We start from the raw sequence: 19,955 nt of genomic DNA, 5'->3' as shown, positions 1-19,955 counted from the left end.
TCGAACTATACCACTGAGACCGGGAAAGCCGGAATTCGTTTCAAAAACAAAAAGGGGCGCCGACGCGCCCCTATCGTTAATTCAATGGGTTACAGCACAATGCCGCCAACCACAAAACCCAGTGCAACCGAAGTGAAAATGGTCACTACACCCGGGATAAAGAAGGGGTGGTTGAATACCAGGTTACCGATGCGGGTGGAACCGGTATCGTCCATTTCCACGGCTGCCAGCAGTGTTGGGTACGTTGGCAGGACAAACAGTGCACTGACTGCAGCAAAAGAGGCAATCGCGGTCAGCGGTGCGACACCAATCGCCAGCGCTGCCGGCATCAGTGCCACCGTGGTTGCACCTTGTGAGTAAAGCAGCATCGAGGCAAAGAAGAGTACCAATGCCAGCATCCATGGATAGTCTGACAGCAGGGTGCCCGCCACTTCCTTGATGCCTTCAACGTGCGCGTTAACGAAGGTAGAACCTAACCAGGCTACACCCAGCACACACACACACGCTGTCATGCCTGAGCGGAAAGTGGGTGCTGACGGGATTTTGGATGCGTCGATTTTCGTGGTTGCCACAATCAATGCTGCTGCTGCCAGCATAAAGGTCATGATCGCTTCGTTACGGCCAAGGGCCGGATTTTCAATCAGGCCAACGGAGCCAGAAATTGCCGCTGCGTAGGCCACCACCAGTAAAATTGCCCCGAGGAAAATGTAGGTGGCGGTTTTCGCTGTTGGCGCGATTTCGCGTTTTTCTGTGCCTTTCAGCTTGATCAGGCCTTTTGCTAAACGTTCCTGATAAATCGGGTCGTCTTTCAGTTCACAACCCATGAAATTGGCAATAAATGCACCGATCATGCAGGCCGCAAACGTGGTTGGGATACAGATTGCCAGCAGGGTGAGATAGCCAATACCCAATGGCTCGAGAATACCGGAGAAGAACACCACCGCCGCAGAGATTGGCGACGCCGTGATCGCAATTTGAGATGCAACCACCGCGATAGAGAGTGGGCGTGATGGGCGGATGCCTTGCTCCTTCGCCACTTCCGCAATCACCGGCAGGGTTGAGAATGCGGTGTGGCCCGTACCGGCCATCAGGGTCATCAGGTAAGTAACAATTGGCGCGTAAAAGGTAATTTGTTTCGGGTTTTTACGCAGGAAGTCTTCGGCTTTCTCAACCAACCAGTCCATACCACCTGCCACTTGCATGGCAGCGATGGCGGTGATCACGGACATGATGATAAGGATCACGTCGATAGGGATGTAACTTTGGTTGGTGGGCATGCCCAAAAACAACGAAAGGGCGATTACGCCCGCACCACCGGCTAAACCGATACCGATACCGCCAATCCGTGCGCCCAGATAGATAAACGCAAGAACGACGAACAACTCTACTGCTACCATGGGTAACTCCTGTTCAAGACTAATTTAGAAAAACCAAACGGAGCCACTGTCCCAGTGTACTTCTTCCCTTGAAAAAGGGTAATTAAGGCGCAATGAGTGGTGAAACAGTACCTTCGTTTGGGCTTTTAACGCCCGGTGTAGACAACATCCAGACAAAGAAACAGAAAAGGGTACCCGTAATGGGTACCCATTCTGACGAATTAGTTATAGCGTTTTGCTTTGTATTGTGGGTGCATCAGGTTTTCGACAGAGAAGATATCGTCGAGCTGTTCTTCGGTCAGCAAACCACGCTCCAGCACAACTTCACGCACGCTCTTGCCGGTTTCCGCACAAATCTTACCAACAATATCACCTTCGTGGTGGCCGATGAACGGGTTCAGGTAGGTCACGATACCGATAGAGTTGTAAACGAACGCTTCACAGATCTCTTTGTTCACAGTGATGCCGTTCACGCACTTCTCGCCCAGGTTCACACAGGCGTTAGAGAGGATTTCGATAGACTCGAACAATGCCTGGCCAATCACGGGTTCCATCACGTTCAGCTGCAGTTGGCCTGCTTCTGCTGCGAAAGTCACGGTGGTGTCGTTACCGATAACCTTGAAGCATACCTGGTTTACCACTTCTGGAATAACCGGGTTAACTTTTGCTGGCATGATAGAAGAACCCGCCTGCATTTCTGGCAGGTTGATTTCGTTAAAGCCAGCACGAGGACCGGATGACAGCAGACGCAGGTCATTACAGATCTTAGACAGTTTCACCGCCAGGCGTTTCAGGGCACCGTGAACCATCACGTATGCGCCACAGTCAGAGGTTGCTTCAATCAGGTCTTCTGCTGGGGTGCAGTTCAGGCCAGTGACTTCTGCCAGGCGTTGAACCGCCAGTTGCTGGTAGCCTGCCGCTGCGTTCAGTCCTGTACCGATAGCGGTTGCGCCCAGGTTGACTTCCAGCAGGAGTGCAGAGGTGTATTTCAGGTTCTTGATTTCTTCTTTCAACAGCACCGCAAACGCGTGGAATTCCTGGCCCACAGTCATTGGCACGGCGTCCTGAAGCTGGGTGCGGCCCATTTTCAGAATGCCTTTGAACTCGGTTGCTTTCGCGTCAAATTCGTTTTGCAGGTACTCGATAGACTCGATCAGCTTCATGATGCTGTTGTACACCGCAATACGGAAACCGGTTGGGTAGGCACAGTTGGTGGACTGGCTCTTGTTCACGTGGTCGTTCGGGTTGATAACGTCGTATTCACCCTTTTGTTTACCCATCAGCTCCAGTGCCAGGTTGGCGATCACTTCGTTCGCGTTCATGTTCACAGAAGTGCCTGCACCGCCCTGATAAACGTCAGACGGGAACTGGTCCATGCATTTGCCGGTTTCCAGAATCACATCACACGCTTTGATGATGTAATCACCGATTTCCGCTGGAATTACCCCCAGTTCTTTGTTCGCCATTGCTGCCGCTTTTTTGGTGAACACCATGCCGCGTACAAACTCTGGCACATCGGAAATCGTGGTACGGGAGATATTGAAGTTTTCGATCGCACGAAGAGTATGGATGCCGTAATACGCGTCAGCCGGCACCTGGCGTTGACCAAGCAGATCTTCTTCGATACGAGTTGCTAAATGAGAGGTAGTCAAGTTATTTTCGAAATCAATCGTCTGAGACATGATTTGGCCCTAAATGAAATATGAACTGGTTATTCTGTAGCCAATAATTTCGCTGTAGAGTCCATTCATCAGAGATTATGGCTGGGTGAGTGGTGTTTTACACCCTGTTTATGCTGGATGATTTTACCCGTCCTCCCTGGCAAAAACATGAGAAAGATCACCAATCAAAGCAAAGGGGGACGATTTGCATAAAACTGTGATAAGGATCGTCAGAGTTCTTATTTGTCTTTGTTTCTTATTGGGTTAATCAGTCAGGTTACTTGAGTATCTATCTTCCTGCCCTCCTGCGTGTTGTCGAAGGGAAATACCCAACCTGTCGAGTGCATCGTGTACCAGAAGTGTTACCATGTTTCTTCGACACCATTATGAGGTTTTGTTGTGTTTCCAATCTTGTTGTTGATGTTCATTACCGTGCCCGTTATCGAAATCGCCCTGTTTATACAGGTGGGTGGTGTATTGGGGCTTTGGCCGACGGTGGCATTGATCATACTAACTGCTGTGATCGGGGCGTCACTGGTGCGCAGTCAGGGCTTGCAGACCCTGTTGACCGTGCAACAGCGACTGAATAAGGGAGAATTGCCAGCACAACAAATCATTGAAGGGGTGATGTTAGCCGTGGCGGGTGTCCTTCTGTTAACGCCGGGTTTTATGACCGATGCCATGGGCATGGTGGTACTTCTGCCCTGGCCGCGTGCGTGGCTGGCCAAACAGTTTTTGGGCCGGATGAAAGTGGGTGGATTCCAGCGCGGGTTTGGCGGCCAGCAAGGCCCATTCGGACAAGACCCGTTCAACCGCGGCCCACACCAAGGACCGGGTGACAGTGGAAATACCTTTGAAGGAGAATTCCAGCGTAAAGATGAAGACCGTGATCGCCTGAATTGACACACCTTAGTTATTCCTGAAGTTCAGGTCGCCCTTTGTATTGTTCCAGGGATTGGGGATTATCCAGCGCACTGATCTGGGCGACGGCCCGGCCATGCACCACATCACGCACGGCCAGCTCTGCCAGTTTTCCGGATTTGGTGCGTGGTATGTCGGTGACACGCAGGATCTTTGCAGGCACGTGGCGAGGGGTACAGCTGGTACGGATAGTATTGCGGATATGCCGCGCCAGATTATCGGTAAGCTCGACGTCTGGCCTGAGTTTCACAAACAGCACGACACGCACATCGTTTAGCCATTCTTGCCCTATTACCACCGCATCGAGCACGTCATCCAGCTGGTTGACGTGACGATAGATTTCTGCCGTGCCAATGCGCACCCCTCCCGGGTTTAGGATGGCATCTGATCGCCCGAAGAAGACCATGCCACCTTCAGGCGTGAGTTCGACATAATCGCCGTGAAACCAGATATCCTTAATCTTGTCCCAGTAGGCTTTGTAGTAGCGGGTGCCATCAGCATCATTCCAAAATCCGGCTGGCTGGTTTGGGAAACTGTTGCAACAGACCAGTTCACCTTTCTCTTCCTGTACCGGATGGCCCTGATTGTCGAACACGTTCACATCCATCCCCAGCCCACGGACCTGACTCTGAGCACGATAGACCGGCGAGATGGGACTGCCCAGCACAAAGCAGCCACAGATGTCAGTACCGCCGGCAATGGAGCTGAGTTGCATGTCCTGTTTTACGTGGTTGTAGACCCAGTCGAACTGTTCTGGGGCCAGCACTGAACCGGTTGAGCAGAGTGCGCGGAGTGACGACAGGTTGTGGGTGTCCATTGGGCTGTATTGGTGTTTTTCCAGCGCTTCAATATATTTGGCGGACGTGCCAAACAGTGTGACCTGGTGTGCATCCGTTAAACGCCAGAGCACACCGGCATCCGGGTAAAACGGTGAGCCATCAAACAGTACCAGCGTTGCGCCGCTCAGCAGGCCACTGGCAAGCCAGTTCCACATCATCCAGCCACAGGTAGTGAAATAGAACATGCGGTCACCACATTTCACATCAGAATGCAGCTGGTGCTCTTTAAGGTGATTCAGCAGCATCCCGCCGACACTGTGGATAATGCATTTGGGCTTGCCTGTGGTGCCGGAAGAGTAAAGCACGTACATGGGGTCGTTAAACCCGACACGGGTAAAGGTCAAGGGCTCAGCCGGTCTGGAAATGATGGCATTCCAGCAGGTTTCATCACTGTGTGGTGCGATGCCGCCCACATAAGGGATCACCACCATATGAGTGATGTTTTCCACGCTGTCACGTACCGCACGCGCTTTGGTGAGGTTGTCGTGAGTTTTTCCGTTATAGCGGTAACCGTCTGTGGTGAAGAGCACTTTCGGTTGGGTCTGACCGAAGCGGTCGAGTACGCTGTCGATCCCGAAATCTGGTGAGGTGGACGTCCATATTGCGCCAAGTGACGATGTGGCGAGCATGGCGATCACGGTTTCTGCGATGTTGGGCAAGTAACCTGCCACCACATCGCCTTTTTTAACGCCACACGCTTTCAGATACGCGGAGATGGCACTGACTTGACGCTCGAGCTCTCCCCAGGACAGATGGGTGGCGGATTCCTCTTCGCCGGAAAACACGATAGCGTCCTGGTCCTGCATCTCTTTCGCCCATCGCATTACGTTTTCGGCAAAGTTGATGCTGGCATCCGGGAACCAGACACTGTTTTTGTTGGGCTCTCGCTCTGGGCGGGCGATCACGCGGTTTCCTCGCTCACCAACCACAGAGGAAAAATCCCACAGGGCCTCCCAGAATGCCTCCGAGTGTTTTACCGACCAGTCATAAAGCTGGCTGTAATCGGTCAGGTTTAGCGCATATTGCTGGTTCACTTTTTGGATGAAGTGGGTGAGGTTGGCGTTGGCGATGCGTGATGCGCTGGGTTGCCAAAGAAGATGCTGCGACATACTGTCTCCTACACATTGTCCGGGTGCGCGCGCTCGAAGGCAGGTAATGCCTGACAGCGCTGTTCTATTTCTGTCAGTGTGGGGTAAGGCGTCAGATCGAGTGAAAAGCGGCGAGCGTTAAACAATTGGGGGACCAGACAAATATCGGCAAGGGTGGGGGTGCTGTCACAACAAAAGGCGGTGTGTCCGCTTACCAGTTTTTTCTCGAGCGACGCCAACCCGGTTTTCAGCCAGTGCAGGTACCACGCCAGTTTTTCATCCTCACTGTGGCTCAGGGAGCCTGTGAGGTGTTTGAGTACCCGCAGATTGTTGAGTGGGTGGATATCGCAGGCGATGTCGAGGGCAAGTGCACGGCATGTTGCCCGGGCCACGTGACCGGCAGGTAAGAGTGCCGGAGAAGGATAAACCTCCTCCAGATACTCGATGATAGCCAGCGACTGGGTCAGGACCTTACCGTTATCAATCAGCGTGGGAACCAGTCCTGTTGGGTTCAGGACCAGATACGCGTCATCACGTTGTTCGCCATCCAGCAAGGAGATGGCATGCGACTGATACGCCAGCCCCTTGAGGTTCAGCGCAATGCGCACACGGTACGACGCCGAAGATTTACTGTAGTCATAGAGCTTCACAGCACATGCTTCCTTCATTTCCGATACGGGACAACCCGCTGGTCAATCCTGCCAAAGATTGACCGACCTTCCCTGTCATGCATCTCGATACTGACCCTATCACCATAGAGCAGAAACGGGGTTTTCGGTGCCCCAAGATCCAGAATTTCCAACATCCGTCGCTCTGCGATGCAACAGGAGCCCCTGGAACGGTCGAGGTTTGATACCGTACCGGAGCCGATAATGGTGCCAGCGCCTAAATGGCGGCTTTTGGCCGCATGAGCGACCAGCGCGGCAAAATCAAACGTCATGTCAACGCCTGCGTTTGGGGCGCCGAATTGTTCGTTGTTTAAGAAAACGGTAAGTGGCAGGTGCACTTTGTGGTCCTGCCAGCTGTCACCGAGTTCGTCTGGTGTGACGGCAACCGGGGAGAAAGAAGAGGCGGGTTTGGACTGGAAGAAACCAAAGCCTTTGGCCAGCTCATCCGGAATGAGGTTTCTCAGCGAGACGTCGTTCACCAGCATCAACAGTTTGATATGGCTGCCGGCGTGCTCACTGGGGGTAGCCATGGCAACATCGTCGGTGATGACGGCAACTTCGGCCTCAAAATCGCAGCCCCAGGCTTCGTCGCAAAGCGCGATGTCTTCGTAAGGGCCGATAAAATTGTCTGAAACGCCCTGATACATCAGGGGATCGGTCCAGAAGCTCTCCGGCATGTTGGCACCGCGCGCTTTGCGCACCAGTTCGACATGATTGACATAGGCACTGCCATCTGCCCATTGGAAAGCGCGTGGCAACGGCGATTCACACTCTGCCGGGTTAAAGGCAAAATGCCCGGCAACACTGTTTTCATTCAGTGCCGTATAACGGGCATCCAACAGTGGCGAAAGCGTGTTCCAGTCATCCAGTGCATCCTGTAGGGTAGGGGCAATATCTGAGGCGTCCACCGCCTGTCTGAGATCGCGTGAGACCAGAATCAGTTTGCCGTCGCGGCGGTGTTTCAGGGAAGCCAGTTTCATCATTTTCTCCTTGTGGTGTTATCCGCGCGGCGGGGTGCGCCAGGATTGTACGTAGTCATCCAGCTCTGTCTGTTTGGCCGCTTCGCCCAAATCCAGTGGCATGCGGGTATCAATCATTACGGCCACTTCATCGGTTTCAGTTCTGGCAGCCTTTTCCCCCGTTGCAAATGCTTTCGGATGCGGGCCATGGGGAAAGCCGCAAGGGTGCAGTGTGACCATGCCAGGGTGGATGTTATCGCGGCTGAAAAACGCTCCCCGGTGATAGAAGATCACTTCATCATAGTCGTCATTGTTGTGATAGAAAGGCACCTTGAGCGCACCGGGATCGGATTCAATCGGACGGGGGACAAAGGTGCAAATCACAAAGCCATTGGCAACAAAGGTTATGTGCGCCGAAGGTGGCAGGTGATAGCGGTGGCTCATCAGTGGTCGGATATCGCGCCAATTGAGACGGAAAACGGTGAGATTGCCTTTCCAGCCCACTGCATCAAGCGGATTGAACGGGTAGGAAATGCGGTTTAATGCATCGCGTGATTTAAGGTAAACCTGCCACGGTTTATCTCCTGTTTGTTGTGCCGTAAACGCATCATCGATCTTCGGGTATTCCAATACCGCCGGATCGAATATCGCGTGATCGCCGACGATCCCGCGCTCTGCCGACATGTAGGATCCATAAGTCGCTTCGATCATCAACATAGTGACTGGGGAATCCGGTTCGATGCGCCAGTTGGTGGAACGGGGCAGGATCAGGTAATCCCCATCGCGAAAACGAAGGTGGCCGAAGTCACAGAATAGTGAACCGGAACCTTGATGGATAAACAGGCACTCATCGCCATCCCCATTCCTGACCAGATATTCCATCGCAGCATCACAGCGCCACAAACGGACTTTGATATCGGTATTAGACATTAACAGCGGGGCGGTTAATGGGTTATCCCCAACGGCTTCAATGCGGTTGGTATCGAAGGCATGGGGGCGAAGGTCACCCTCCCATTCTGTCCAACCAGTCGGTACATGCTGGTGGTACATATGGGTGGCCGGACCAAAAAAGCCCTCTTTGCCACATTCACGTTCGTATGTTCCTTCGGGTAAATCACAATGTGCTTGTCTTGATGCTTTCCCTTCGGTGATGGGAAATGAAAACCACTTACGCATAACTCACTCCTGAGTATGGGGATGGGATTAATCGGAATGCCGATTTGTTTCAAATGAAACTATACTGTGGTTTTAGTATCGTCAGAATCACCTGCATTGCAACAATAATTTTGCGCTAATGTTAAAAATATGTTGCTGATTTAGTGTCTTTGTGCTTCTATTTCAAAGGTGCACGGCGTTCGTGTGCATTGAAGAAAGGACACGTCAATGCAACTTTTTTGGTTGCGTTTGAAACAAACATGGAGTCGTTAACATGCGGAAATGTGAAGCAATTTTCTGGTCTCTGGCCGTTGCCGTTTTTAGCTTTTCCCTCACTCTTCAGGCTGCCGAGACAACCCTTCGCATCAGCTCTTGGGCCTCGCCAAACCACGGTATTAACGCGATGGTCTGGCCGACGTGGGGCCAATGGGTTGAAGAAGCCACCGATGGAAGGGTGGACGTCAAGGTGGAATACAACATGGGACCGCCACCGGCTCAGGCTGATCTGGTTTTGGATGGTGTGGCAGATGTCACCTGGTTCTTTCATGGTTTTAAGCCAGGCCGTTTTGAGCTCACTAAACTCCCAGAGATCCCAACGTTTGACAATACGCTGTCGTCAGAAGAGGCGTCGGTAGCTTACTGGCGCACATTTGATAAACACCTGAAAAAAGGCAAAGAACATAGAGGACTGGAGGTGTTGGCGGTGGGTGTGCATGGCCCCGGGGCCATTATATCCCGCGAGCCCATTCACAGCTTTGCTGATCTTAAAGGAAAAAAAATGCGGGTCGCCGGGGATGTGATGACTACACTGGCCGAGCGTATGGGCGTTGTGCCAGTCGCATTGCCGCCCAACAAGGTTTATGAAGCGCTGTCGCAAGGGGTTGTTGACGGTGCTTTCTTTACACTCGAGACGCTGAAAAGCTTTCGCCTCAATGAAGTGGCACCTTACACCGTCACGTTTCCGGGCGGCTTATACCGCGGTAGCTTCAGTATTCTGATGAATCGGGACACTCTGGATGGATTATCTGATCAAGACAGGGAAGCCATTCTGGGCGTATCTGGCGAAAAACTCTCACGGCTGTTTGGTCAGATGATGGACGATGCCGATGCTGCCGGTGTTGCCGATAATCTTGCCAAGGGAACCCCTGTGGTTGATGCCAGCATGCAAATGGTGGCTGATGCCAAAGCACTGGCTGTCGGCATTGAAGCGCAATGGCTGAAACAGGCGGAAGGCCGTATCAAGGATCCCGTTGCTGCTCTTGACTATTACCGCGAACAAGTCGCGGCATTTAACGGGCAGTGATCGCCATGGCTGCCCTGTTTCAAATTAGTGGTCGTGTGCTGGAAGGTATCGTGGCGTTGTCGCTGATGTTGATGATGACCGTTACGACAGTCGACGTTGTTGGTCGTTATTTTTTTAATGCCCCACTCAGTGGCGGGATTGAAATTATAGAGTTAACGCTGGCAGTGGTTGTGTTTGGTGCCTATCCTCTGGTGACCTGGCGCCGGGCTCATATTTGTGTCGACCTGCTCGATGATCATGTACCGGTGTCATGGGTTCGTTTGAGGGAAGTGGTGATTAATCTCGTCAGCACTTCAGCTCTTGGGCTGGTGGCCTATAAAGTGTGGCAACTGGCGGGGCGCGCGCTGAGCTACGGTGATGAAACCGATGTGCTTGGCATTCCTACTGCTTACCTTGTTTATTTCGTTTCAGTCATGAGCTGGCTGTCTATGGTTGCGGCATTGGGGCTGGTTGTCGCCTTGCTGTTTCGCCATCCAGCTATTTCCCCTTCACCTTCGGAGCATCACTGATGACGGAAACCCTGATTGGATTTGCAGTCCTTCTTTGTTTGGTACTCGCGCGGGTTCCGCTTGCCTACAGCATGGGGATCGTAGGATTTGTCGGCTTTGCGTGGCTGATTGATTTTAACTGGAACGCTACGTTATCTATGGCTGCACGCCGTATTGTGGATACCGGACAGGACTATAGCCTGTCAGTGATCCCACTTTTCATCCTGATGGGGAATCTGGTGAACAAAGCAGGGATCTCCAGTGAGCTGTATCGGGCATCCAATGCTTTTGTGGGGCACCGCAAGGGCGGCTTATCGATGGCGACTATTCTGGCATGCGGCGGTTTTTCTGCGATCTGCGGCTCCAGTCTGGCAACGGCGGCCACGATGTCAAAAGTGGCGATGCCGCCGATGCGCCAATACGGTTACCGTGATTCTCTGGCTTCAGCCTCGATTGCAGCGGGCGGCACGCTGGGTATCCTCATTCCCCCGAGTGTGATGCTGGTGGTGTATGGGCTGTTAACAGAAAGCAGTATCCGCGAGCTCTTTGCCGCGGGTTTAGTTCCGGGATTGCTTGGTGTGGCTCTTTATTTGCTGGCGGTGCGGTGGGTGGTATCCCGCGATCCGGAAAGTGCCCCGCCATTACAGGCATTGAGCTGGCCGGAGCGATTTGATGCACTCAAAGGTGTGTTATCTACACTGGCGCTGTTTGTTCTGGTGATGGGCGGTATCTATGCCGGTGTTTTCACACCGACAGAAGCGGCGGGTATTGGTGCGGCAGGGGCGTTTGTGATTGCCTTGCTCAAACGTCAGCTCAATATGCCCGTTTTGAAAGAAGTATTGGTAGAGACAGCCATCACTTCTTCTGTACTGTTCAGTGTGGTGATATCGGCGCTGATATTCTCCAATTTTATCAACCGTGCCGGGTTTACAGATGCTCTCTTGATGTGGGTCACCGGCATGGAGCTTTCTCCACTTGCCGTGATGGCGATCATTGTGCTGGTTTATTTGCTGCTGGGCTGTGTGTTTGAAAGCATGTCAATGTTATTGCTCACCGTGCCTATTTTCTTTCCTTTGGTGCAAAGTCTGGGTTTTGACCTGATTTGGTTTGGTATTCTGGTAGTCGTGGTGACGGAAATCAGCCTTATTACTCCTCCAGTGGGCATGAATGTGTTTGTGCTCTCAGGGGTAGTAAAAGACATCAATACGAAGACCATCTTTCGTGGTATCGTCCCTTTTTGGGTTGCAGATATGGTTCGGCTGGCGCTCATCGCCTTTATTCCGGCCATTTCGCTGGCACTTCCGCACTGGCTTTATGCCTGACGAAGCGTTCATGCAGTAAAAGGATTCTCGATTTTCATGGTTAGGCCTGATCTTTCTCTCGACAATTTCCTTCCCTATAAGTTGGTGCAAACCGCTGAAAAAGTGGCGGACAGTATGGCGGCAATTTATGAGAATGCGTTTGGTATCTCGCGGCCGGAATGGCGCATTATTGCATCGCTGGGAGCCCGTGATGGTGTGATGTCGAGGGATCTGGCCCGTGAAACCAGTCTGGATAAGGTCAAAGTTTCCCGTATTTTGTCCCGTCTGGAAGATCGTGGCTGGGTAGAACGTGTCGCCCATGCCACTGATCAGCGTGCAGCGCTGGTCGGGTTGACTGACGATGGCAAGGCGCTTTATGACAGCATTGTACCGCGGGTACTGGAATGGGAGCGCGCCATGCTGGATGGCCTGACAGGATCCCAATACCGCGATTTGTATCAGGCTCTTGATGCACTCCAGCAACGAACACGCCAATTAGCGGATCAGGGCGAGGATGGCTGAAGCGGCTATTGGGCAGGGAGCGGAATGTTGCGTCGTAGGGAAAGGGCATACAGATAAGCCAGCACTCCCGCGATGCCGTTTGCGACAGCAATGCCGATAAACAGGCCTTCTGCGCCGTCAAAGTAACGGCCAGTCCAGGCCATCGGCAACAGCAACACAAAAAGACGCACCATGTTGATGACAAATGCCTGCACCGGCTTTTTCATCGCATTGAGTGCGCTTACCAGCATCATCATGACTCCCTGCATGCCATAACTGGCCGGAACGACTATCAGGTAATGCCATAGCTTATCCTGCACTGCGGGTTCCTGGCTGAACAAGGCAGCAATCGGCAGACTGAGTGGCACCATGGCGATAAATACCATGAACTGGAACAGAACAGAAAAACGCATTGCCCGGAACAGGGCTTCAAACGAACGTGCAGGATTGCTGGCACCAAAATTTTGCGCCATCAATGGAGTCAGTGCGGATGTTAGCGCCATCATTACAATCAACAGCAATGATTCCACACGTTGTGCCGCACCGTAGGCAGCGACGGCTGCCGTGCCCTGAGTAGCAAGCATCGCCATGAGTATGGCACCGGAAATCGGGTTCAAGGCATTGGACATTGCAGCCGGCGTGCCAATAGCAAGGATATCTTTCCAGTCCTGCCACAGCTTGGCGGGTGATGGCCAGGTAAGCAGCCTTTCCCTTTTTATAAGTACATAAAGTGCACAGATTAATGCCCCAGCCCAGCTGATAGCACTGGCAATCGCAGCCCCTTTTATCCCAAGGGCGGGCACAGGTCCAAGGCCAAAAATCAACAGCGGATCGAGCACACCATTAATAAAGCCGGCAACAATCATGATTTTAGCCGGTGTTTTGGTGTCCCCGGTGGCGCGAATGGCAGAGTTTCCTGCCATGGGAATCACAAGCAGTGGAATGGTGAGATACCACACCGACATATAGTCTTGTATCAGCGGCAATAAACGCGCATGTGCACCTAATGTACGAAACAGGGGTTGGATAGTGGCAACCCCCACAGCACTTGCCGCCATCACTAATATTACTGCCAGAGTCAGGCCGTGCCCGGAAAGCCTGGCGGCATCGGTCTGGGCGTTTCGCCCCAGCAAGCGTGCCACCCCGGTTGATATCCCCACCCCGATGCCCATGGTGATGCAGTTCACTCCAAACGTGATTGGGAATGTAAAACTTACTGCTGCCAGGGCGTCTGTCCCCAACAGGGAAATAAAGAAGGTATCAACAAGGTTAAATGCCAGGATCGCCACCAGCCCAAACACCATGGGAATGGTCATATTTTTCAGGGTTTGGTCGATGGGGCCGGAAAGCAGGCCGTGTTTATCCTTCATGCCAATCTCTGCTATGCCAAATCGGGACAAGGCCAATGGATAGGGTTGCGTATTGCTTTTTCGGTATCGTATGGAAAAAGCAGGGCTACCCTAATAGATAGAATGTGATGGAGCAAAGGGTATTGAGTAAAAAAACAAAAAAAATTGCTTTTTGCCCCTTGGGATTGATGTTACCCATCCCCACTCTTATACGCGAACCAACTTGAGCCTTGATGCGACCTGTGTCCATCAGGGATCGACAATCGGAACCTGCATTGTGTGGCAGTTTCCTATTCCCTAATCACATGGATCACTACATTTATTCAGGAGACGACCGATGAACATTCGTCCACTACATGATCGAGTAATCGTTGAACGCCAGGAAGTTGAATCAAAATCTGCTGGTGGCATCGTTTTGACGGGTTCAGCTGCAGAAAAATCTACCCGTGGTGTTGTGCTGGCGGTAGGCAAAGGCCGTATTCTTGAAAACGGCAACGTGCAGCCACTGGACGTTAAAGTTGGCGACACGGTTATTTTCTCAGAAGGTTATGGCACAAAAACCGAAAAAATTGACGGTAAAGAAGTCCTGATCCTGTCTGAAAACGACATCATGGCTATCGTTGAGTAATGACTATTTCACTGAAGAAAATACGATAAAGGAAGAGAGAAATGGCAGCTAAAGACGTAAAATTTGGCAATGATGCACGCACTAAAATGCTGGAAGGTGTGAACGTTCTGGCAAACGCGGTAAAAGTGACTCTGGGCCCTAAAGGCCGTAATGTGGTTCTGGACAAATCTTTCGGTGCACCTACCATCACCAAAGATGGTGTATCTGTTGCGCGTGAAATTGAGCTGGAAGACAAATTCCAGAACATGGGCGCACAAATGGTGAAAGAGGTTGCGTCTAAAGCAAACGACGCAGCGGGTGATGGTACAACAACCGCAACTGTACTGGCACAGGCTATCGTAAGCGAAGGTCTGAAAGCCGTTGCTGCAGGCATGAACCCAATGGACCTGAAGCGTGGTATTGACAAAGCGGTTGCTGCGGCAGTTGAGCAACTGAAAGCGTTGTCTGTTGAGTGTAATGACACCAAGGCTATTGCACAGGTAGGTACCATTTCTGCTAACTCTGATGAAACTGTAGGTAACATCATTGCAGAAGCGATGGAAAAAGTAGGCCGCGACGGTGTTATCACTGTTGAAGAAGGTCAGTCTCTGCAAGACGAGCTGGATGTGGTTGAAGGTATGCAGTTTGACCGCGGCTACCTGTCTCCATACTTCATCAACAACCAAGAGTCTGGTTCTGTTGATCTGGAAAACCCATTCATCCTGCTGGTTGACAAAAAAGTATCAAACATCCGCGAACTGCTGCCTACTCTGGAAGCCGTCGCGAAATCTTCACGTCCACTGCTGATCATCGCTGAAGACGTAGAAGGTGAAGCACTGGCAACACTGGTTGTAAACAACATGCGTGGCATCGTAAAAGTGGCAGCAGTTAAAGCACCTGGCTTCGGTGATCGCCGTAAAGCAATGCTGCAAGACATCGCAACCCTGACAGCAGGTACCGTTATCTCAGAAGAGATTGGTATGGAGCTGGAGAAAGTGACCTTGGAAGATCTGGGTCAGGCGAAGCGAGTTGCGATTACGAAAGAAAATACCACCATCATCGATGGCGCAGGTGACGAAGCGTCTATCCAAGGTCGCGTTGCTCAAATCCGTCAGCAAATCGAAGATGCAACTTCAGACTACGACAAAGAGAAACTGCAAGAGCGCGTTGCGAAACTGGCAGGCGGTGTTGCAGTCATCAAAGTTGGCGCAGCAACTGAAGTTGAAATGAAAGAGAAGAAAGACCGCGTAGAAGACGCACTGCACGCAACCCGCGCAGCCGTTGAAGAAGGCGTGGTTGCAGGTGGTGGTGTCGCACTGATCCGCGCAGCAAGCAAAGTGGCTGACCTGAAAGGTGACAACGAAGAACAAAACGTGGGTATCCGTGTTGCACTGCGTGCAATGGAAGCGCCTATCCGTCAAATCGCCCTAAACGCAGGCGATGAAGACTCAGTTGTTGCGAACCAGGTTAAATCTGGTGAAGGTAACTATGGCTACAACGCAGCAACCGGTGAATACGGCGACATGATTGAAATGGGTATCTTAGATCCAACTAAAGTGACCCGTTCAGCACTTCAGTTTGCAGCATCTGTAGCCGGTCTGATGATCACCACTGAAGCCATGGTGACTGAACTGCCAAAACAAGACGGCCCTGCAATGCCTGACATGGGCGGCATGGGTGGAATGGGCATGATGTAATCATCCCGTTTTCATACGAAACAGAAGAAGCCCGCGCAAGCGGGCTTTCTTATGTCAAAATACGCTTTACTCTATAGTCTTGCAGTAGGCATACAGTCACCAGAACGATATGTTGTCTCGAAATAGGGATGATGGCCTCTAATCCAGAACATCAAAGGAAAGACCAGTGAATGTCTGTAGTTATTTTAATCAAGATGGTTGTTTTTGAGTAATATTTGGACATTTGAGCGCGAGAGTGTGATTTTTTTCAAAAAAGTACTTGCGATAAAATTCTAACTCCCTATACTGCGCCACATCGACACGGCAAGCAGCTCACAAAGCGGGCAAGTCGGTCAGCGTTCTTTAACAATTTGACCTATGCAATCTGTGTGGGCACTCGTCATTGATAGACAAAAGATTTATCAACGAACTGAGTGACCAATTCAAATTGGTACAGCCTTGAGCTGTTTTGATTTCACGTTTTCAAACGTGAAAACCAATAAGAGCACAGTCAATTTATATCAGTATTCGTTGAGCCGCCTTTGTTCACTTTTTCAAAGTGAGGAAGGGCAGAAAAGATTCTAATTGAAGAGTTTGATCATGGCTCAGATTGAACGCTGGCGGCAGGCCTAACACATGCAAGTCGAGCGGCAGCGACATGAACAATCCTTCGGGTGCGTTCATGGGCGGCGAGCGGCGGACGGGTGAGTAAAGGCTGGGAACCTGCCCTGACGAGGGGGATAACCACTGGAAACGGTGGCTAATACCGCATAATGTCTTCGGACCAAAGAGGGGGACTTTCGGGCCTCTCGCGTCAGGATGGGCCCAGTTGGGATTAGCTGGTTGGTGAGGTAAAGGCTCACCAAGGCGACGATCCCTAGCTGGTTTGAGAGGATGATCAGCCACACTGGAACTGAGACACGGTCCAGACTCCTACGGGAGGCAGCAGTGGGGAATATTGCACAATGGGCGCAAGCCTGATGCAGCCATGCCGCGTGTGTGAAGAAGGCCTTCGGGTTGTAAAGCACTTTCAGCCGTGAGGAAGGTAGCGTAGTTAATACCTGCGTTACTTGACGTTAGCGGCAGAAGAAGCACCGGCTAACTCCGTGCCAGCAGCCGCGGTAATACGGAGGGTGCGAGCGTTAATCGGAATTACTGGGCGTAAAGCGCATGCAGGCGGTCTGTTAAGCAAGATGTGAAAGCCCCGGGCTTAACCTGGGAGTGGCATTTTGAACTGGCAGGCTAGAGTCTTGTAGAGGGGGGTAGAATTTCAGGTGTAGCGGTGAAATGCGTAGAGATCTGAAGGAATACCGGTGGCGAAGGCGGCCCCCTGGACAAAGACTGACGCTCAGATGCGAAAGCGTGGGGAGCAAACAGGATTAGATACCCTGGTAGTCCACGCTGTAAACGATGTCTACTTGGAGGCTGTGGTCTAGAACCGTGGCTTTCGGAGCTAACGCGTTAAGTAGACCGCCTGGGGAGTACGGTCGCAAGATTAAAACTCAAATGAATTGACGGGGGCCCGCACAAGCGGTGGAGCATGTGGTTTAATTCGATGCAACGCGAAGAACCTTACCTACTCTTGACATCCTCAGAAGCCGGAAGAGATTCTGGTGTGCCTTCGGGAACTGAGAGACAGGTGCTGCATGGCTGTCGTCAGCTCGTGTTGTGAAATGTTGGGTTAAGTCCCGCAACGAGCGCAACCCTTATCCTTGTTTGCCAGCACTTCGGGTGGGAACTCCAGGGAGACTGCCGGTGATAAACCGGAGGAAGGTGGGGACGACGTCAAGTCATCATGGCCCTTACGAGTAGGGCTACACACGTGCTACAATGGTGCATACAGAGGGCAGCGAGACCGCGAGGTGGAGCGAATCCCAGAAAGTGCATCGTAGTCCGGATTGGAGTCTGCAACTCGACTCCATGAAGTCGGAATCGCTAGTAATCGTGGATCAGAATGCCACGGTGAATACGTTCCCGGGCCTTGTACACACCGCCCGTCACACCATGGGAGTGGGCTGCACCAGAAGTAGATAGCTTAACCTACGGGAGGGCGTTTACCACGGTGTGGTTCATGACTGGGGTGAAGTCGTAACAAGGTAGCCCTAGGGGAACCTGGGGCTGGATCACCTCCTTACTGATGCTATGGATGCGAGTGTCCACACAGATTGCTACGGTCAAAAAGAAAAAGAACATACTTAGATGTGTTTGTTGCTTTGGTGGTTAGCACCCCAATCCCTTGATAAAAGAGGGTGAGGTCGGTGGTTGAAACCAAAGACACAAGAATGGGTCTGTAGCTCAGGTGGTTAGAGCGCACCCCTGATAAGGGTGAGGTCGGTGGTTCAAGTCCACTCAGACCCACCAATCACTTCCAACACTGTGTTGTGAAAGCGGTTGGTCATCACTAAGTACTGATGTGGGGCTATAGCTCAGCTGGGAGAGCGCTTGCATGGCATGCAAGAGGTCGACGGTTCGATCCCGTCTAGCTCCACCACGCTTTAAGTGTTCTTACGAGAATATTTAAAAAGTGGTTGTTCGACAGAACACATCACATGCTCTTTAACAATCTGGAAAGCTGACTAAACAACTTTGTTTCTACGGAAATAAAGATTGTTTGTAAAAGTTCTCAAAGGTTAACTCTTAAGAGTTAACACCAAACACATTCATGTGTTCTTGGAATTTGAGTCCGGCGAAATCGTTCATGTAAATGAACACCTTGGTTGTTTGAACCTACGAAACCTCTTGGGGTTGTAGGGTTAAGTGACTAAGCGTACACGGTGGATGCCTAGGCAGTCAGAGGCGAAGAAGGACGTAGTAACTTGCGATAAGCCCAGATAAGGCAGTAACAGCCACTTGAGTCTGGGATTTCCGAATGGGGAAACCCACTTACATAAGTAAGTATCATTAACTGAATCCATAGGTTAATGAGGCGAACTCGGGGAACTGAAACATCTAAGTACCCGAAGGAAAAGAAATCAATTGAGATTCCGGCAGTAGCGGCGAGCGACCCCGGACCAGCCCTTAAGCTGATTGTGAGTTAGTGGAAGCCACTGGAAAGTGGCGCGATACAGGGTGATAGCCCCGTACACGACAACGCACAGTGAGTGAAAACGAGTAAGACGGGACACGTGTTATCTTGTCTGAAGATGGGGGGACCATCCTCCAAGGCTAAATACTCCTGACTGACCGATAGTGAACCAGTACCGTGAGGGAAAGGCGAAAAGAACCCCTGTGAGGGGAGTGAAATAGAACCTGAAACCGTGTACGTACAAGCAGTGGGAGCCCTATCACCAAAGTGCTTATCCGAGCATGAAGGTGACAGCGTGAAGTGAATTCACACTGTTGTCGTTGCGTTGTTTGCAACGACAAACCTCAAAAATCAAGCAGTAGGCTTGAGTGCTTTGGGATAGGGTGACTGCGTACCTTTTGTATAATGGGTCAGCGACTTACGTTATGTAGCAAGGTTAACCGCATAGGGGAGCCGTAGGGAAACCGAGTCTTAACTGGGCGTTCAGTTGCATGACGTAGACCCGAAACCGGGTGATCTAGCCATGGGCAGGTTGAAGATTGAGTAACATCAATTGGAGGACCGAACCGACTAATGTTGAAAAATTAGCGGATGACTTGTGGCTAGGGGTGAAAGGCCAATCAAACCCGGAGATAGCTGGTTCTCCCCGAAAGCTATTTAGGTAGCGCCTCGGACGAATACTACTGGGGGTAGAGCACTGTTAAGGCTAGGGGGTCATCCCGACTTACCAACCCTTTGCAAACTCCGAATACCAGTAAGTAGTATCCGGGAGACACACGGCGGGTGCTAACGTCCGTCGTGGAGAGGGAAACAACCCAGACCGCCAGCTAAGGTCCCCAAGTTATCGCTAAGTGGGAAACGATGTGGGAAGGCTCAGACAGCCAGGATGTTGGCTTAGAAGCAGCCATCATTTAAAGAAAGCGTAATAGCTCACTGGTCGAGTCGGCCTGCGCGGAAGATGTAACGGGGCTAAGCGATACACCGAAGCTGCGGCAGTGTGATTTATCACATTGGGTAGGGGAGCGTTCTGTAAGCCGT

The 19,955-nt window shown here is 51.6% G+C and carries 14 protein-coding genes, 2 tRNA genes and 2 rRNA genes; 11 read left to right on the top strand and 7 right to left on the bottom strand.

All coding sequences use genetic code 11. From position 1 onward, the window contains the following. Positions 1-89 precede the first annotated feature (89 nt). Together VHA_RS01275 and aspA are read right to left on the bottom strand one after the other, a co-directional pair. Complete coding sequence (locus VHA_RS01275) at positions 90-1,397, bottom strand: anaerobic C4-dicarboxylate transporter (RefSeq protein WP_005501048.1); 1,308 nt, start codon at positions 1,395-1,397, stop codon at positions 90-92. Between the two features lie 200 nt (positions 1,398-1,597). Further along, positions 1,598-3,058 (bottom strand): aspartate ammonia-lyase, encoded by a 1,461-nt coding sequence (aspA, locus tag VHA_RS01270; protein WP_005501046.1) that lies wholly within the window; start codon positions 3,056-3,058, stop codon positions 1,598-1,600. Positions 3,059-3,436: 378 nt separating this feature from the next. Between aspA and VHA_RS01265 the strand changes: the two genes are divergently transcribed. Next, positions 3,437-3,940 carry an FxsA family protein gene (locus VHA_RS01265; RefSeq protein WP_005501045.1) on the top strand — a complete coding sequence of 168 codons (504 nt, stop codon included), beginning with the start codon at positions 3,437-3,439 and terminating at the stop codon, positions 3,938-3,940. Between the two features lie 10 nt (positions 3,941-3,950). Here the strand turns inward: VHA_RS01265 and VHA_RS01260 are convergent, their stop codons facing one another. Genes VHA_RS01260 through VHA_RS01245 form a run of 4 tightly spaced genes read right to left on the bottom strand, consistent with a single transcriptional unit; the run spans position 3,951 to position 8,688 of the window. Continuing rightward, on the bottom strand, positions 3,951-5,906 hold the full coding sequence (locus VHA_RS01260) for an acetoacetate--CoA ligase (RefSeq protein ID WP_005501043.1): 1,956 nt from the start codon (positions 5,904-5,906) through the stop codon (positions 3,951-3,953). 8 nt (positions 5,907-5,914) lie between these two features. Beyond that, positions 5,915-6,535, bottom strand: a complete 621-nt coding sequence (maiA, locus tag VHA_RS01255; RefSeq protein WP_005501041.1) for a maleylacetoacetate isomerase — start codon at positions 6,533-6,535, stop codon at positions 5,915-5,917. A 14-nt stretch (positions 6,536-6,549) separates the two neighbouring features. After that, a complete protein-coding gene (locus VHA_RS01250) occupies positions 6,550-7,533 on the bottom strand; it encodes a fumarylacetoacetate hydrolase family protein (RefSeq protein WP_005501040.1) in 984 nt (327 codons plus the stop codon). A gap of 18 nt (positions 7,534-7,551) precedes the next feature. Next, entirely contained in the window at positions 7,552-8,688 is a 1,137-nt protein-coding gene (locus VHA_RS01245; RefSeq protein ID WP_005501039.1) for a homogentisate 1,2-dioxygenase, read from the bottom strand. Between the two features lie 253 nt (positions 8,689-8,941). On the opposite strand from VHA_RS01245, the gene VHA_RS01240 reads away from it, so the two are divergent. From VHA_RS01240 to VHA_RS01225, 4 genes are read left to right on the top strand one after another with little or no spacing between them, the layout of a single operon-like run. Beyond that, positions 8,942-9,970, top strand: coding sequence for a TRAP transporter substrate-binding protein (locus tag VHA_RS01240; protein ID WP_005501038.1), 1,029 nt, complete (start codon positions 8,942-8,944; stop codon positions 9,968-9,970). 5 nt (positions 9,971-9,975) lie between these two features. Next, positions 9,976-10,479, top strand: a complete 504-nt coding sequence (locus VHA_RS01235; RefSeq protein ID WP_005501037.1) for a TRAP transporter small permease — start codon at positions 9,976-9,978, stop codon at positions 10,477-10,479. Next, positions 10,479-11,780, top strand: a complete 1,302-nt coding sequence (locus VHA_RS01230; protein ID WP_005501036.1) for a TRAP transporter large permease — start codon at positions 10,479-10,481, stop codon at positions 11,778-11,780. Before VHA_RS01235 ends, VHA_RS01230 begins: the two co-directional genes overlap by 1 nt. Positions 11,781-11,816: 36 nt before the next feature. Beyond that, on the top strand, positions 11,817-12,281 hold the full coding sequence (locus VHA_RS01225; RefSeq protein WP_005501035.1) for a MarR family winged helix-turn-helix transcriptional regulator: 465 nt from the start codon (positions 11,817-11,819) through the stop codon (positions 12,279-12,281). Between the two features lie 5 nt (positions 12,282-12,286). Here the strand turns inward: VHA_RS01225 and VHA_RS01220 are convergent, their stop codons facing one another. Beyond that, positions 12,287-13,630: an MATE family efflux transporter gene (locus tag VHA_RS01220; RefSeq protein WP_005501034.1), complete on the bottom strand. Its 1,344-nt coding sequence runs from the start codon at positions 13,628-13,630 to the stop codon at positions 12,287-12,289. A 316-nt stretch (positions 13,631-13,946) separates the two neighbouring features. On the opposite strand from VHA_RS01220, the gene VHA_RS01215 reads away from it, so the two are divergent. The 6 genes from VHA_RS01215 to VHA_RS01190 form a co-directional block, all read left to right on the top strand. After that, positions 13,947-14,237, top strand: coding sequence for a co-chaperone GroES (locus tag VHA_RS01215; RefSeq protein WP_002541974.1), 291 nt, complete (start codon positions 13,947-13,949; stop codon positions 14,235-14,237). A gap of 41 nt (positions 14,238-14,278) precedes the next feature. Continuing rightward, complete coding sequence (groL, locus tag VHA_RS01210) at positions 14,279-15,913, top strand: chaperonin GroEL (RefSeq protein WP_005501033.1); 1,635 nt, start codon at positions 14,279-14,281, stop codon at positions 15,911-15,913. Between the two features lie 561 nt (positions 15,914-16,474). Further along, positions 16,475-18,026, top strand: a 16S ribosomal RNA gene (locus VHA_RS01205). Between the two features lie 150 nt (positions 18,027-18,176). After that, positions 18,177-18,253, top strand: a tRNA-Ile gene (locus tag VHA_RS01200). A 54-nt stretch (positions 18,254-18,307) separates the two neighbouring features. Further along, positions 18,308-18,383, top strand: a tRNA-Ala gene (locus VHA_RS01195). A gap of 260 nt (positions 18,384-18,643) precedes the next feature. Then, a 23S ribosomal RNA gene (locus VHA_RS01190) occupies positions 18,644-19,955 on the top strand; the annotation flags it as partial.

Origin of the sequence: Grimontia hollisae CIP 101886 (assembly GCF_000176515.1) — a bacterium.
GTDB classification, from domain to species: Bacteria; Pseudomonadota; Gammaproteobacteria; order Enterobacterales; family Vibrionaceae; genus Enterovibrio; species Enterovibrio hollisae.
The sequence above is the reverse complement of the archived record's forward strand: the minus strand, read 5'-3'. Positions and strand labels throughout refer to the sequence as shown.

Bases quoted from the DNA above. Each gene is read 5' to 3' on its own strand.
- VHA_RS01225 (WP_005501035.1), top strand. From the start codon at position 11,817: ATGGTTAGGCCTGATCTTTCTCTCGACAATTTCCTTCCCTATAAGTTG.
- VHA_RS01250 (WP_005501040.1), bottom strand. From the start codon at position 7,533: ATGAAACTGGCTTCCCTGAAACACCGCCGCGACGGCAAACTGATTCTG.
- VHA_RS01260 (WP_005501043.1), bottom strand. From the start codon at position 5,906: ATGTCGCAGCATCTTCTTTGGCAACCCAGCGCATCACGCATCGCCAAC.
- VHA_RS01215 (WP_002541974.1), top strand. From the start codon at position 13,947: ATGAACATTCGTCCACTACATGATCGAGTAATCGTTGAACGCCAGGAA.
- aspA (WP_005501046.1), bottom strand. From the start codon at position 3,058: ATGTCTCAGACGATTGATTTCGAAAATAACTTGACTACCTCTCATTTA.
- VHA_RS01275 (WP_005501048.1), bottom strand. From the start codon at position 1,397: ATGGTAGCAGTAGAGTTGTTCGTCGTTCTTGCGTTTATCTATCTGGGC.
- VHA_RS01230 (WP_005501036.1), top strand. From the start codon at position 10,479: ATGACGGAAACCCTGATTGGATTTGCAGTCCTTCTTTGTTTGGTACTC.
- VHA_RS01245 (WP_005501039.1), bottom strand. From the start codon at position 8,688: ATGCGTAAGTGGTTTTCATTTCCCATCACCGAAGGGAAAGCATCAAGA.
- VHA_RS01235 (WP_005501037.1), top strand. From the start codon at position 9,976: ATGGCTGCCCTGTTTCAAATTAGTGGTCGTGTGCTGGAAGGTATCGTG.
- VHA_RS01220 (WP_005501034.1), bottom strand. From the start codon at position 13,630: ATGAAGGATAAACACGGCCTGCTTTCCGGCCCCATCGACCAAACCCTG.
- VHA_RS01240 (WP_005501038.1), top strand. From the start codon at position 8,942: ATGCGGAAATGTGAAGCAATTTTCTGGTCTCTGGCCGTTGCCGTTTTT.
- groL (WP_005501033.1), top strand. From the start codon at position 14,279: ATGGCAGCTAAAGACGTAAAATTTGGCAATGATGCACGCACTAAAATG.